Source organism: Thiobacter sp. AK1 (assembly GCF_039822265.1).
Lineage (GTDB): Bacteria > Pseudomonadota > Gammaproteobacteria > Burkholderiales > Thiobacteraceae > Thiobacter > Thiobacter aerophilum.
Genome location: NZ_JBAJEX010000005.1, coordinates 98,653 through 111,716, shown reverse-complemented (window position 1 = coordinate 111,716; position 13,064 = coordinate 98,653). Strand labels below are relative to the sequence as shown.

13 protein-coding genes are annotated in these 13,064 nt (G+C 63.7%); 9 read left to right on the top strand and 4 right to left on the bottom strand.

Going from position 1 to position 13,064, the window contains the following annotated elements; all coding sequences use genetic code 11:
- Nucleotides 1–99: 99 nt before the first annotated feature.
- From queA to V6E02_RS07850, 6 genes are all read left to right on the top strand, one after another.
- The gene (gene queA / locus V6E02_RS07875; protein WP_430626785.1) at nt 100–1,161 is read left to right on the top strand and encodes a tRNA preQ1(34) S-adenosylmethionine ribosyltransferase-isomerase QueA; all 1,062 of its coding nucleotides are present in this window, start codon (nt 100–102) and stop codon (nt 1,159–1,161) included.
- Complete coding sequence (tgt, locus tag V6E02_RS07870) at nt 1,158–2,276, top strand: tRNA guanosine(34) transglycosylase Tgt (RefSeq protein WP_347308236.1); 1,119 nt, start codon at nt 1,158–1,160, stop codon at nt 2,274–2,276. Before queA ends, tgt begins: the two co-directional genes overlap by 4 nt.
- A gap of 69 nt (nt 2,277–2,345) precedes the next feature.
- Nucleotides 2,346–2,669, top strand: a complete 324-nt coding sequence (yajC, locus tag V6E02_RS07865) for a preprotein translocase subunit YajC (RefSeq protein WP_430626784.1) — start codon at nt 2,346–2,348, stop codon at nt 2,667–2,669.
- 30 nt (nt 2,670–2,699) lie between these two features.
- Nucleotides 2,700–4,517, top strand: coding sequence for a protein translocase subunit SecD (secD, locus tag V6E02_RS07860; protein WP_347308235.1), 1,818 nt, complete (start codon nt 2,700–2,702; stop codon nt 4,515–4,517).
- A gap of 21 nt (nt 4,518–4,538) precedes the next feature.
- The gene (gene secF / locus V6E02_RS07855) at nt 4,539–5,471 is read left to right on the top strand and encodes a protein translocase subunit SecF (protein ID WP_347308234.1); all 933 of its coding nucleotides are present in this window, start codon (nt 4,539–4,541) and stop codon (nt 5,469–5,471) included.
- 37 nt (nt 5,472–5,508) lie between these two features.
- Nucleotides 5,509–6,141: a DedA family protein gene (locus V6E02_RS07850; protein WP_347308233.1), complete on the top strand. Its 633-nt coding sequence runs from the start codon at nt 5,509–5,511 to the stop codon at nt 6,139–6,141.
- A gap of 5 nt (nt 6,142–6,146) precedes the next feature.
- Here the strand turns inward: V6E02_RS07850 and tal are convergent, their stop codons facing one another.
- Nucleotides 6,147–7,256, bottom strand: coding sequence for a transaldolase (gene tal, locus V6E02_RS07845; protein WP_347308232.1), 1,110 nt, complete (start codon nt 7,254–7,256; stop codon nt 6,147–6,149).
- A gap of 87 nt (nt 7,257–7,343) precedes the next feature.
- Here tal and V6E02_RS07840 point away from each other — a divergent pair, with 87 nt between their 5' ends.
- The gene (locus tag V6E02_RS07840; RefSeq protein WP_347308231.1) at nt 7,344–8,177 is read left to right on the top strand and encodes a DUF3025 domain-containing protein; all 834 of its coding nucleotides are present in this window, start codon (nt 7,344–7,346) and stop codon (nt 8,175–8,177) included.
- A gap of 283 nt (nt 8,178–8,460) precedes the next feature.
- Here V6E02_RS07840 and V6E02_RS07835 read toward each other — a convergent pair whose 3' ends face one another.
- The 3 genes from V6E02_RS07835 to queG are packed head-to-tail and all read right to left on the bottom strand — an operon-like array spanning nt 8,461 to nt 11,189.
- Nucleotides 8,461–9,264 (bottom strand): M48 family metallopeptidase, encoded by an 804-nt coding sequence (locus V6E02_RS07835; RefSeq protein ID WP_347308230.1) that lies wholly within the window; start codon nt 9,262–9,264, stop codon nt 8,461–8,463.
- A gap of 20 nt (nt 9,265–9,284) precedes the next feature.
- Nucleotides 9,285–10,091 carry a glutamate racemase gene (murI, locus tag V6E02_RS07830; RefSeq protein ID WP_347308229.1) on the bottom strand — a complete coding sequence of 269 codons (807 nt, stop codon included), beginning with the start codon at nt 10,089–10,091 and terminating at the stop codon, nt 9,285–9,287.
- A gap of 12 nt (nt 10,092–10,103) precedes the next feature.
- Nucleotides 10,104–11,189, bottom strand: a complete 1,086-nt coding sequence (gene queG, locus V6E02_RS07825; RefSeq protein WP_347308228.1) for a tRNA epoxyqueuosine(34) reductase QueG — start codon at nt 11,187–11,189, stop codon at nt 10,104–10,106.
- Between the two features lie 89 nt (nt 11,190–11,278).
- Between queG and tsaE the strand changes: the two genes are divergently transcribed.
- Together tsaE and V6E02_RS07815 are read left to right on the top strand one after the other, a co-directional pair.
- Complete coding sequence (tsaE, locus tag V6E02_RS07820) at nt 11,279–11,761, top strand: tRNA (adenosine(37)-N6)-threonylcarbamoyltransferase complex ATPase subunit type 1 TsaE (protein WP_347308227.1); 483 nt, start codon at nt 11,279–11,281, stop codon at nt 11,759–11,761.
- Nucleotides 11,719–13,032, top strand: a complete 1,314-nt coding sequence (locus V6E02_RS07815; RefSeq protein WP_347308226.1) for an N-acetylmuramoyl-L-alanine amidase — start codon at nt 11,719–11,721, stop codon at nt 13,030–13,032. Before tsaE ends, V6E02_RS07815 begins: the two co-directional genes overlap by 43 nt.
- The last annotated feature ends 32 nt before the right edge of the window (nt 13,033–13,064 follow it).

Genomic DNA, 13,064 nt, shown 5'->3' with positions numbered 1-13,064 from the left:
TGAGTGCCGGTCTTCCCGCAAAAACCCCGATCACTCGGCAGAGGGGCGGATTATCCCGGGAAAGTCGGGACGCGGCAAGCCGCACAGGGCTTCGGTATAATGCCGGGCGCCGCGCACAGCCCCTCGCCCATGCACATTTCCGAATTTGATTTTTTTCTGCCTGCCGAGCTCATTGCCCAGTTTCCGCCCGAGCGCCGGCGCGAAAGTCGGTTGCTCCACATAAACGGTGCGACCGGCACCTTGGCCGATCGCATGTTCACCGATTTTCCCGAGCTAGTACGCGCGGGGGATGTGCTGGTGCTCAACGACACGCGGGTGATCAAGGCGCGGCTCTTTGCCACCAAGGACACCGGCGGCAAAGTGGAGGTGTTAATCGAGCGGGTCTTGGACAGCCATCACGCGCTGGCCTTGCTGCGCGCGAGTCATGCGCCCAAGGCGGGCAGTTTTCTGCGCGTGGACGACGACACGGGGCTGCTAGTGGAGGCGCGCGAGGGCGATCTCTACCGCGTCCATTTGCGGGCCGGAATGCCTCTGCTCGAATGGCTGGAAATTCACGGCAGCCTGCCGCTGCCCCCTTACATCGAGCGCGCGCCGCAGGCACTGGACGAAGCGCGTTACCAGACGGTGTATGCCACGCGCCCAGGTGCGGTGGCGGCCCCCACGGCGGGGCTACATTTCGACGAAGATATGCTGGCGACCTTGCAGGAAAATGGGGTGGTGCTGGCGCGCGTGACCTTGCATGTGGGGGCCGGCACCTTCCAGCCGGTGCGCGTAGAGGACGTGCGCCAACACCGGATGCATAGCGAGTGGTATGAAGTCCCAGAGCAGACGGTGGCGGCCATCGAGCAGGCGCGTGCCAGGGGCGGCCGTGTGTTGGCGGTAGGCACCACCTCTTTGCGTGCCCTAGAGGCGGCTGCGGCGAGCGGCACGCTCACGGCGGGCTTTGGTGAGACTAACCTGTTCATCGTGCCTGGCTACCGTTTCCGGGTGGTGGAGCGCCTGCTCACGAATTTCCATCTACCGCGTTCCACCCTGTTCATGCTGGTGTGCGCCTTCGGCGGCATCAACACCCTGAAGCACGCTTACGCCCACGCGGTGGAGATGCGCTATCGCTTCTTTAGCTACGGAGACGCCACGCTCATCGAGCGGGCGCCGCAATGAAGTTCGAACTGCTCGCCCACGACGGTGCCGCCCGGCGCGGGCGGCTCACCCTCACCCACGGTGTGGTGGAGACGCCCGCCTTCATGCCGGTGGGGACCTATGGCACCGTCAAGGCCATGCGGCCAGATGCCCTGCGCGAGGTGGGTGCGCAGATCGTGCTGGGCAATACTTTCCACCTCTACCTGCGGCCTGGGCTAGAGGTGATCGCCGCCCATGGCGGGTTGCATGGCTTCATGGGTTGGGATGGGCCCATTCTCACCGATTCCGGCGGGTTTCAGGTTTTCAGTCTCAATGCCTTGCGTCAAATCAGTGAAGAGGGTGTGCACTTCCGCTCGCCGGTGAACGGCGATCCCTGCTTCCTCTCGCCCGAGGAATCCATGCGTATCCAGCGGGTGCTGAACTCGGACATCGTGATGATCTTCGACGAGTGCACACCCTATCCCGCAGATCAGGCCACCGCCCGCGCTTCGATGCAACTTTCGCTGCGTTGGGCGGAACGTTCCCGGCGCGCCCACGAGGGCAATCCCAGTGCCCTGTTCGGCATCGTCCAAGGGGGCATGTACGAGGGACTGCGCGAGGCGTCCGTTGAGGGCCTAATCAAAATCGGCTTCGATGGCTATGCCATCGGCGGCCTGTCGGTGGGTGAACCAAAGGACGAGATGCGTCGAATCCTCGCCTTCACCGCGCCGCGCTTGCCGGCGGAGCGGCCACGCTACCTAATGGGCGTGGGCACGCCGGAGGACATCGTGGAGGCCGTGGCCCTTGGCATGGACATGTTCGATTGCGTGATGCCCACGCGCAATGCGCGTAACGGCATGCTGTTTACCCGCCATGGCGACATCAAGATTCGCAACAGCGTGCATCGCACCGACACACGCCCGCTGGATGAAACCTGCGACTGCTACACCTGCCGTCATTTCAGTCGTGCTTACCTACACCACCTGGACAAGACCAACGAGATCTTAGGGGCCATCCTCAACACACACCACAACCTGCATTTCTACCAGACCTTGATGCGGGAGCTGCGCGCCGCGATCGAGGCAGGGCGCCTGGCGGATTACATCGCTGCGTTCTGCGCGGCGCGCGCGGGCGCCGCAGGCGGGCCTTCGTGCTAGAATGCCCGCTTTCACAAAAGCGTCGTTTCGCGCAACACGCTGATTCCAACGAAGTTCTCGGAGGCCGTCGTGATCATTCCCCCCGCCTATGCCGCCCCTGCTGCCCAGCAGGCGGACCCCGTCATGAGCTTGTTGCCCTTCATCGTCATCTTCGTGCTGTTCTGGTTCATGCTGATCCGGCCCCAGATGAAGCGCGCCAAGGAGCAAAAGAAAATGTTGGACGCCCTGCAGAAGGGCGATGAGGTGGTGACTGCCGGTGGCTTGCTAGGCAAGGTCACCAAAGTGGGGGATCAGTACGTCTCGCTGGAGATTGCCGACGGCGTGGTGGTGCAGGTGCAAAAACCCACCATCCAGGCGGTGCTGCCCAAAGGCACGCTAAAGAGCGCCAGCTGACTGCCGCCAGACGGACCGATCGGCCCTACTATGAACCGCTATCCCCTCTGGAAGTACATCGTCGTCGCCATTGCCCTGGCGGTGGGCTTCATCTACACCTTGCCCAATTTCTACGGCGAATCGCCGGCGGTGCAGATTTCCGCGGGTAAGCCCACGGTACAGGTCGATGCGATGACGTTGAAACGTGTGGAAGACGTGCTGAAAAGCGCGAAGATCCCGTATGAGCTCGCTCAGCTCGACACGCGCACGGTGAAGGTGCGCTTTGCCGACACCGATACCCAGTTGCGTGCCAAAACCGTGCTGGAAGAGCAGCTGGGTAGTGACTACGTGGTCGCGCTCAATCTTTTGTCCCGCTCGCCCGCCTGGCTCGCCGCCATCCATGCCCAGCCCATGTACCTCGGCCTGGATCTGCGTGGCGGTGTGCATTTTCTGCTGCAGATCGACACGAAGACCACCATCGACCGGGCGGTCGAGCGCTATGCTTCCGATGTGCGGGCCTTGATGCGGGAGAACCGCGTGCAATATTCCGCCGTGGCGCGCCGCGGCCAGGCCGTGGAAGTGAAGTTCCCGGACGGCGTCAACCGCGCCAAGGCCAAGGACCTGATCGCTGCCAAGTTGGACGATCTGGTGGTGCGCGAGGAAGACAGGGGGGGTGAACTCTATCTGGTGGCAACCCTCAAGCCGGAAGCCCTCAAGCGCCGCCAGGAGATGGACCTCAAGCAAAACCTCACCACCCTGCGCAACCGCGTCAACGAGCTGGGGGTGGCGGAGCCCATCATCCAGCAGCAAGGGGTGGATCGCATCGTGGTGCAACTGCCTGGCGTGCAGGACACCGCCCGCGCCAAGCAGATCCTGGGACGTACTGCCACCTTGGAGCTGCGCATGGCGGACTTCACGGACAGCGAGATCGCAGCGGCGCTGGCCGGCCAGGTGCCGCTCGGGGCGGAGCTCATGCGCGAGCGCAATGGCCAGCCGGTGCTGGTGCGCAAGAACGTGGTGCTCACCGGGGAATACATCACCGATGCCAGTGCCGGCTTCGACGAGCACGGCCGGCCCGCCGTGCACATGACGCTGGACAGCCGCGGCGCGCGCATTTTCCAGCAGCTCACGCGGGAGAACATCGGCAAGCGCATGGCCATCCTGCTCATTGAAAAAGGCCAGGCGGAGGTGGTAACCGCGCCCGTGATTCAGACCGAGATTCCAGGTGGCCGGGTGCAGATCACGGGCATGCGCAGCACCGAGGAGGCCAATGACATCGCCCTGTTGCTGCGCGCCGGGGCGCTGGCGGCACCCATGGAAATCATCGAGGAGCGCACCGTGGGGCCCAGCTTGGGTAGCGACAACATCCGACGTGGTTTCTACTCTACGCTGGTGGGGTTTGCTGGCATCGTGCTTTTCATGGTCGCGTATTACCGCGTTTTCGGCGTGATCGCTAGCCTCGCTCTGGCGGTCAACGTGATGTTGTTGGTGGCGCTTTTGTCCATGCTGCAGGCCACGCTCACCCTGCCGGGCATCGCGGGTATCGCCCTCACGGTGGGCATGGCCATCGATGCCAACGTGCTCATCTTCGAGCGCATCCGCGAGGAACTGCGCAACGGAAATACGCCCCAGGCGTCCATCCATGCCGGTTACGACCGCGCCTGGGATACCATCCTGGACTCCAACATCACGACCCTGATCGCCGGCTTCTTTCTGTTTTGGCTGGGATCGGGGCCGGTACGTGGCTTCGCCGTCACCCTGTGTCTGGGTATTCTCACCTCCATGTTTAGTGCGGTCACGGTGTCACGTGCGATGGTCAACCTGACCTACGGCCGCATGAAACGGATACAAAAGCTCTCCATCGGCTGACGCGAATAGAAAGGCCGCACCATGGAATTCTTCAGAATCAAGCGCGACATCCCTTTCATGAAGTACGCGAAGGTGACGTCCTTCGTGTCGCTGGCCACCTTTATCCTGGCGGTGGTCTTTCTGTTCTGGAAGGGGCTCAATCTGGGCGTGGATTTCACGGGTGGTACCGTGATCGAGGTGCGTTATGGGGCGCCCGCCGACATCAAGAAGATTCGGGAACATCTGGCTGCCAATGGCTTCGCGGAGGCCAGCGTACAGAACTTTGGAACCTCGCGCGACGTCCTGGTGCGTCTGCCGGTCAAGGCTGGCCTCACCAGCGCCCAGCTTTCCGGGGCGGTGATGCAGGTGTTGCGCGGCCAGAGCCCGGATGCCAGCTTGCAGCGCGTGGAATTCGTCGGACCCCAGGTGGGGCAGGAGCTGCTCTATGATGGCTCCCTGGCGCTGCTTTTGGTGTCCATCGGCATCGTGATCTATCTGTGGGTGCGCTTCGAGTGGCAGTTCGCGGTAGCCGCCATCGCCGCCACTTTGCACGACGTGATCATCATCGTCGGCCTGTTTGCCGCCTTCCAGTGGGAGTTTTCCCTGACCGTGCTCGCGGCGGTGCTGGCCATCCTGGGCTATTCGGTGAACGACACGGTAGTGGTGTTCGATCGGATTCGGGAAAACTTCCGCAAACTGCGCAAGGGCACCCCGGCGCAGATCATCGACAACGCCATTACCGCCACCCTATCACGCACCATCATGACCCACCTCACCACGCAGATCATGGTGTTCGCCATGCTTTTTCTGGGTGGCGAGATCCTGTTCTATTTCGCCCTCGCGCTTACCATTGGCATCGTGGTGGGCACGTACTCATCGGTCCTGGTCGCCAGTCCCATCGTCATGTGGCTGGGCATCTCGCGGGAAGCCTTCGTGAAGCCCGAAAAGAAACAGGAAGCGCAGCTGCTCCCCTGACGGGGTAGCCGTTTCATCCCCATCGGAGCCGCGCCCCTTGGAACTTCTCGCCCAGTTCGCCGACATTGTGCTGCACCTGGACCAGCATCTGCTTTGGCTGCTGGAGAATTACGGCAACTGGTTCTACCTGGTGCTGTTTCTGATCATTTTCTGCGAGACCGGGTTGGTGGTGACGCCTTTTTTACCCGGGGATTCCCTGCTATTCGTGGCCGGTGCTCTGGCCGCTGCCGATGGCATCGATGTGGCCACGCTGTCGACCGTGTTGATGGTGGCTGCCTTCCTCGGCGACAACACCAATTACTGGATCGGGCATGTTCTGGGACCACGCGTGTTTCGGGGGCAAGCGCGCTGGCTCAACCGCGCCCACCTGGAAAAGACCGAGGCCTTCTATCGCCGTCACGGCGGCAAGACGGTGCTGCTGGCCCGTTTCTTTCCCATCCTGCGCACCTTCGCGCCATTCGTCGCAGGCATTGGCCGCATGCCCTATGCGCGCTTCGTGGCTTTCAGCGCCGCTGGGGCGGTGCTGTGGATCAACTCCCTCGTGTTCGCCGGCTATTTCTTCGGCAACATCCCCTTCATCAAGGAAAATCTCACCCTGGTGATCCTGGGCATTGTGGCCCTGTCCTTGATGCCAGGTTTCATTCACTTCTTGCGCACGCGCACAGCGTGAGGGGCTCATCCAAGGGACGCGAGTAATTGTTCGAAGGCGTCTTGGAACAGCTTCACCCCGGCAACTTGTAGTTCTTCGCCTACCTCACGCATGTTGATGCCGATGCGTTCCAGGGTTAGATAGTCGTTGAGCGCTTGCTCAGCGTCTTGCTCCAGGGTTGGCGCGGCGCGCCCATGGTCGCGGAAGGCGGCCAAGGTGGCGTCCGGCAGGGTGTTGATGGTCTCTGGGCCGATCAGTGGCTCCACGTAGAGTACGTCGCTGTAGGCGGGATTCTTGGTGCCTGTACTCGCCCAAAGGGGATACTGGGGACGGGCACCGGCCGCACGCAGCGAGGCGAATTCCGCCCCATGGAAGATTTCCTTGTAGCGGCCATAGGCGACCTTTGCCATGGCCACGGCGCTTTTGCCGCGCAGCGCCAGCGCCTCGTCGCTGCCGATGGCCTCGAGCCGCTTGTCCACCAGGGTATCCACCCGTGACAGGAAAATGCTGGCCACGGATTTCACCCGGCGCGGATCGCCGCCGCCGGCGACCCAGCGCTGTAGGCCGCGCAGATAGGCGCGCATCACCTCCATGTGCTGCAAAAGCGAAAAAATGAGCGTGACGTTGACACTCACGCCATGGGCGGTCAGCGTTTCGAACGCGAGCACGCCCGGGGGCGTGGCCGGGACCTTGATCAGCACGTTGGGACGATCCACCTTGGCGTAAAGGCGTTGCGCCGCCGCCACGGTGCCGGGTTCATCGTAAGCGAGGCTGGGCGAGACCTCTAAGCTGACGAAGCCGTCGTCCCCATCAGTGGCTTCCCACAGGGGACGTAGCAGGTCGCAGGCCTCCCGTACATCGGCCACGGCCAGCACCTCGAACCGTTCCTCGGGACTCAAGCCGCTTTCACGCAGGCGCGCGATTTCCTCGCGGTAGTAAGGACTGTCGGCGATGGCCTTTTGGAAGATCGCCGGGTTAGAGGTCACGCCGGAGACGCCGTCGCGTTCCACGTAGGCGCGTAAACCGCCTTCACGCAGGAGGGTGCGCGAGAGATTGTCCAGCCAGATGCTCTGGCCGTAGCGCTTGATCTCCAGCAGACTGCTGCCGCTTGTTGGCAGAAAGGCTTCTCTTTGCATGAACGCCTCCGCAGGGCAAGGGGTTAGAAAAACGCATCGGCCGGGTCGCCAGTTTCTTTATAGGGATGGCCGGTACAATTCTCAACCATGCACACGCCATGGAATCCGCAGCGCCTCCAGGGCCCGCTATTCGCTTCGCTTGCGACCGTGCTGGCGCGCCTCCCCTGGCCCGCGGGACGCTGGCCCAACTACCCGCAATATCAGGCCTTGCTCGATGGTCTGCCGATGCCCGTGATGAGCGGCCTAGGGGTGCCGCTGCGGGTGAGTGCGCCGCTGGCCGCCGGTCCGGATTGGCAGACCGGTTATGAGGCGCGCATCGCTCGTGAAGGGCTGCTGCCCACGCGCCTCCAAAATTGGCACGATCTCTTCAATCTGCTCGTCTGGGTGGCCTTTCCCCGCAGCAAGGCCGCGCTGAACCGCTGCCACTACCGGCTGCAGGAAGCCCGTGCGCAACGGGGAGAGGGCGGCCGCACGCCCGCCGAACAGGCGCTCGCCCAGTTCGACGAAAGCGGCGTGATCATCGTGGCCGCTGATGCCGAGCTCTTGAGCCTGATGCGCGCCTTCCGCTGGAAAGCACTGTTCTGGCAAAAGCGGGCGCGCGTGCAGACCCATATGGCCTGCTATCTCTTCGGCCATGGCCTCATGGAAAAGGCACTTGCCCCCTTCGTTGGCATGACCGGCAAGGGTGTCGTGGTGGAGGTATCAGCGGAATTTTTCCGTCTGCGTCTTACCGAGCAATTGGCGCGGCTGGATGGAATCGTGGCTGCGGTGGTACCGCAACTCACCTCACCCGCTGACCTGCAGCCGGTGCCGGTGCTGGGGTTTCCGGGCTTCACGTCGGCGAACGACGAGCCCACTTATTACGACAACCTGGCTTACTTTCGCCCCGGACGCAGGCGCGACCGGGCCGCCCCAACCTGACCCTCACCGTGAGCACTCTGGACGCTTTGCGTCACTTGCGCGGGTGCCAGGCGCTGCTCGGGAAACGACTAGGCCCGCAGCCGAGTCCGCAGGTCGCGCGTTTTTCGTTGGCGCGTCAATGGCCTGGCACACATGACGGGATCGTCATGCGCGGCCGGGTGACTTGGCATGAGGCTTGCAAAAATGGCCAGCGGAAGTGCTCGAATGGGCACCTGCCAGCGGGAAGTACGTGCTCTCCTTGATCCGGGCGCTTGGCCGGACGTGCGACAGCCGTCCGGTCTTTTTATCGCTGCGCGTGGCGTGCTTCTTCGTAGAGGGGCAGCACGCGCGGCAGATGGGCCTCGATGTCCTGCATGCGGTCGGCGGGATTGGGGTGGGTGCTCAAGAATGCCGGCGGCTGGCTGCCGCCCGCGGCCATCATCTTTTTCCACACGCTCACCGCCGCGCGGGGATCAAAGCCGGCGCGCGCGGTGAGCTCCAGTCCGATGCGATCGGCCTCCCGTTCCTTCTCGCGCGAATTGGGCAGCTGGATCGCCAGGGTTGCTGCTTTGTCCAGCAGATCCTGGGTGAGGGAACCCATGTTGAGGGCGGTGGCCAAGACAGCGATGCCCAGCTGCTGCGCCACCAGCTCGGACATGGCCTCGCGGCTGTGCTCGCGTAAGGCGTGGGCGATTTCGTGGCCCATCACCGCTGCCAGCTCGTCGTCCGTCAGCTTGAGCCGCTCGATCAGTCCGCTATAGACGGCGATCTTACCGCCAGCGGCGCAATAGGCATTGAGCTCGTCGCTTTTGAGCACGTTCACTTCCCACTTCCAGTGCGGCGCGTCCGGGCGGAACACGCCGGTCTGCGCGATGAGATCGCGGGCGATGCGCCGCACGCGCGCAGTCTGTGCCGGATCCGGGTTGAGGGCGCCGCGCGCTGCGTATTTTTCCTTCTCCTTCGCGTAGAAGGCGGCGGCGCTACGCTCCGCATCTTGGCGCGAGACCAAGAGGAGTTGCCGTCGCTCCACACCCACGGCGCCGCTTTGAGTGGTGGTGGCGCAGGCGCCAACCAGGCTCGCTACGAGCAAGGCGACGATGAAACGCATGGTAAACAGGCTCCGGGAAATCACCATTTGACGACATGCACATGTGTGAGACTGCGCCCAAGGAAGCGTTCGCCTATGGTCTGGAAGCGCAGCGGTACGTCCGTGACGAAGAATTCATAGCGGGGCGGGCGCGTGTCGGGGTTCGCCAGCCCTTGCTCGCGCAGCAACCGGGCGGCGCGCTCAGCCATGGCCTGGGCCGAGTCAATCAGGCGTATCTCGGCGCCTGCCACTTCCTGCAACAAGGGCTTGAGCAGGGGATAGTGGGTGCAACCGAGCACCAGGGTGTCGATATTCTCGCTTAACACCGGCCTGAGATATTCCTGGGCAGCAAGTCGAGTCACTGGATGATCGAGCCACCCTTCCTCCACCAGGGGGACGAACAGCGCGCAGGCCTGGGATACCAGACGCACCTCCGGGTCGAGGCGATGGATGGCCAGCGCATAGGCGTTGCTGTTGATGGTGGTGGGCGTGCCAATGATCCCGATGCGTCGCGTGCCGCTGGCCTGCACGGCCGCCAGGGCGCCGGCGTCGATCACGTCCAGTACCGGCACTGGCGAGAGATCGCGCACCATGCCGGCGGCCACTGCCGCCATGGTATTGCAGGCGATGATGAGGAGTTTCACCTGCTTTTCCAGCAAAAACTCGGCGATCTGGGTGGTGTAGTGGGCGATCGTCTCCACCGACTTCACGCCATAGGGCACGCGCGCGGTGTCGCCGAAATAGACGATGTGCTCGAAGGGCAAGCGTTCCATGAGGGCGCGCACGACGGTAAGACCGCCGATGCCGGAATCGAATACGCCGATGGGGGAGCGGGAATCGGGCTGCATGGGCGGCCAGAATTATAGCCCGTGGCGGCGCAAGGCCCAGACCACGTGTTCTCGCACCAGCGGTGAGGGGTCGTGTGCCCTGGAACGCAATGCGCTCACCACTGCCGGTGTCATGGGGGCGTTGCCCAGGGCCACGGCGATGTTGCGCAGCCAGCGTTCGTGGCCGATGCGGCGGATGGCGCTGCCGGCCAGCCGTGTCTCGAACTCCGCAGCGCTCCATGCGAACAGGGAGGTTAAGGCCGCGCCGTCGAGGCCATTGCGCACCTGGAAATCCGCGTCCCGGCTAGGCGTCGCGAAACGGTTCCACGGGCAAGTGAGCTGACAATCGTCGCAGCCGTAGATGCGGTTGCCCATGCGGGGACGCAGCGCTTCGGGGATGGCGCCCTTGTGCTCGATGGTGAGGTAGGAAATGCAGCGGCGCGCATCCACCACGTAGGGCGCGACGATGGCCCCGGTGGGACAAACCTCCATGCAGGCGCGGCAGCTGCCGCAATGGTCGGTGGTGGGCGGATCCACCGGCAACGGCAGGTCGGTAAAGATTTCGCCCAGGAAAAACCACGAGCCCCCGTTGCGTGATAGAAGCAGCGTATGCTTGCCGCGCCAGCCGAGCCCGGCCTTGCGCGCCAGCTCCACTTCCATCACCGGTGCGCTGTCGGTGAACACGCGGTAGCTAAATCGTCCCGCTTCTTGGGCAATCAGCCGGGCCAGGCGTTGTAGGCGGCTACGCAGGACCTTGTGGTAATCCCTTCCCAAGGCATAGCGGGAGACATAGCCACACTGGGGATCCGCCAGCACTGCCTGAGGATCGCGTGCGCTGGCCGGCAGGTAGTCCATGCGCACGCTGATCACGCGCAGCGTGCCCGGGACGAGTTCGGCGGGACGGGCTCGGAGTGTGCCGTGTCGTGCCATATAATCCATCTCGCCGTGCATCCCGGCAGCGAGCCATGCCGTCAGTCCCGCCTCGGCGGCGGTGAGATCGGTATCGGCGATTCCCACCGCGGAGAAGCCCAGTTCCTTGCCCCATTGCCGGATACGCGCGGCCAGGTGCGCGAAATCGATCCCGGAAGCCAAAGAGGCGGAGTCATGCATCGAGCTCATTATCCCAAGAAAGCGCATCTCGCGCCCGGCGCCCTGGCCTGGCCGCGGTGGAACATTCCCAAAAGCGGGCTCGCCTACCCGGGCAACCCATGACCCAGGAACTTAGCCGGTTTTTGCCGGACGAGCACGCCACCGTGGCGCTGGGCGCGGCCCTGGCGCAAGGCTTGCAACCCGGCATGGTGCTCAACCTGCATGGTGAGCTCGGGGCCGGCAAGACGACCCTGGTGCGTGGAATGCTAAGGGGACTAGACTACACCGGCCGCGTCAAGAGCCCCACCTACACCCTGGTTGAACTTTATACACTTTCTAAGTTATCCTTGTATCACTTTGATTTCTATCGGTTCGCCGATCCCCGGGAATGGGTGGATGCGGGCTTTCGCGAAGCCTTCGGCGGGGAAGCGGTCTGCCTGGTGGAATGGCCGGAAAAAGCCGGCGGCGCCCTGCCGCCGCCGGATTTGGATATCCACCTGTCCTTCCAGGGGGAAGGGCGCAAGGCGCGGCTGGTGGCACACACGGAGGCGGGCAAGGCATGTCTGGAGCGACTGGCACGGGGGCGGGAAAGCGACACGTAGCATGGCTTTTGCTTGGCCTGTGCCTGTGGGCCGGTCAGGGCGTGGCGGCCACCGCCATCGTCTCGGCGCGGGTGTGGCCTGGCGCCGAGTACACCCGCGTCACCCTGGAGGCGGCCGCGCCCGTGCGCTTTTCCCATTTCATGGTTTCCGACCCCGAGCGCCTGGTGTTGGACCTCGAGGGCGTGGCACTCACCGATGCGCTCAAGGCGCTACCAGCGCGGCTGGCCACGGACGATCCCTACGTGAAAGCCATCCGCATCGGGCGCTTCAAGCCGGGCGTGGTGCGCGTGGTGCTGGATCTCAAGCTGCCGGCCCGGCCCTCGGTGTTCGAGCTCAAACCGGTGGGCGAATATGGCCACCGTGTGGTGCTCGATGTCTATCCCCGCGAACCCGTAGACCCCCTGCTTGCTCTGCTCGAGACCACGCCGGGTCAGGCGGCGGCGGGACTGGAGAAAGGGGCTGGCGAGGCTGTTCCCCCGGCGTCGTCGCAGGCAGGCGCCGAAGGGGCAAAATCCAGTGAGGGCAAGAAGCGGGCCCGCAACGGCATGGAATTCAATCGCCTGGTGACCATTGCCATCGATGCCGGCCATGGCGGCGAGGATCCGGGTGCGCGTGGCTACCGGGGCACCCTGGAGAAGGACGTCACGCTGTCCATCGCCCGGCGGGTCAAGGCCAAGCTCGACGAGGAGCCCAACATGCGCGGCTTCCTCATACGCGACGGCGATTATTTCATTCCCCTGGGGCAGCGCGTGGCCAAGGCGCGCCGCGTGCAAGCGGATTTGTTCGTTTCCATCCATGCCGATGCCTTTGTCAATCCCGAAGCGAGCGGCTCCTCGGTGTTCGCCCTCTCGGAGAACGGCGCCACCAGTGCCGCCGCCCGCTGGCTTGCCAAGCGGGAGAACGAGGCGGATCTGATCGGTGGCGTCAACCTGGACGTGAAGGATGCCTATCTCAAGAAAACGCTGCTGGATCTTTCCCAGACGGCCACCATCAATGACAGCCTGAAGCTGGGCAAGGCGGTGCTCTCCGAGCTGGGCGGCATCAACAAGCTGCATAAGGGCGCGGTGGAACAGGCCGGCTTCGCCGTGCTCAAGGCACCGGACATTCCCTCCATCCTGGTGGAGACTGCTTTCATCACGAATCCCCATGAAGAGGCGCGCCTGACCGACGAGGACTATCAGGACCGCCTGGCCGCTGCCATCGTCGCCGGTATCAAGCGCTATTTCGCCAAGAATCCGCCGCTTTCGCGCAGCAAGCTGGCCGCCAACTGATTGCCGGTACCACGGCCGCAATCTGGGATAAT